We start from the raw sequence: 834 nt of genomic DNA, 5'->3' as shown, positions 1-834 counted from the left end.
TCTCTTCCAATAATTTTTGTGAATTTTCCCAAACGGATGGATCTCCTAGATATTTTTCAGGAGTTTCCGGATCCCAAAGAGAAAGGCGAATCGTATATTCCATATTATATGTTTTCATTGCCTGTTTGATAATTCCAAGAATGGAAGCAAACTCGGTTTTAATTTGATCTTCGCGACAAAAAGAATGTCCATCGTCTTGGCAAAAACAGCGAAGGCGAGTAAGACCCAAAAGTTCTCCTGGTTTTTCATCTCGATAAAGATTAGCAAAATCGGCAATTCTGATCGGCAAATCTTTATAGCTTCGCATTTTTGAAGCAAAAATCTGCGTGTGTTGAGGACAATTCATCGGTTTCAAAAAATATTCTTCCGCAGTATAATTTGAGATAACTTTCAACATGTCATCCTTGAATTTTTCATAGTGGCCTGAAACTTTGAAAAGTTCTGCCTTATTAATATTTGGAGTATGAACTTCTTGATATCCGATGCCACGTTGCAATTCATTGGAATAGTTAATGATTTCTCGGCGTATGGTTGCTCCTTTGGGGGTATAAATAGGTAGTCCTGGCCCGACAAGATCAGAGAAAATAAATAAATCTAATTCTTTTCCCAATTTTCGATGATCTCTTTTTTCTGCCTCTTCTTTTTGAGTTAAATATTCCTGCAGTTCTTTTTCCTGAGTAAAAACTACTCCATAAATTCTTTGCAATTGTTGATTTTTTTCATCACCTTTCCAATAAGCTCCGGAAATTCTGGTTAATTTTATTGCGTCTGCATTTATTTTTCCAGTGGATTCCAAGTGTGGGCCAGAACATAAATCTACAAAAGTTCCACTTT

Annotated in this window: 1 protein-coding gene and 1 pseudogene; both read right to left on the bottom strand. The window is 35.9% G+C overall.

The genetic code is table 11. The annotated features are described in order from the left end of the window. On the bottom strand, window positions 1-706 hold a 706-nt coding region (locus COZ07_RS10685), incomplete at its 3' end, for an aminoacyl--tRNA ligase-related protein (RefSeq protein WP_406608549.1). 39 nt (window positions 707-745) lie between these two features. After that, window positions 746-796 (bottom strand): annotated as a pseudogene (locus COZ07_RS10680) (hypothetical protein); the annotation flags it as partial. Window positions 797-834: the final 38 nt, after the last annotated feature.

The organism is Candidatus Infernicultor aquiphilus (assembly GCF_002784285.1).
GTDB lineage: Bacteria > Atribacterota > Phoenicimicrobiia > Phoenicimicrobiales > Phoenicimicrobiaceae > Infernicultor > Infernicultor aquiphilus.
The sequence above is the reverse complement of the archived record's forward strand: the minus strand, read 5'-3'. Positions and strand labels throughout refer to the sequence as shown.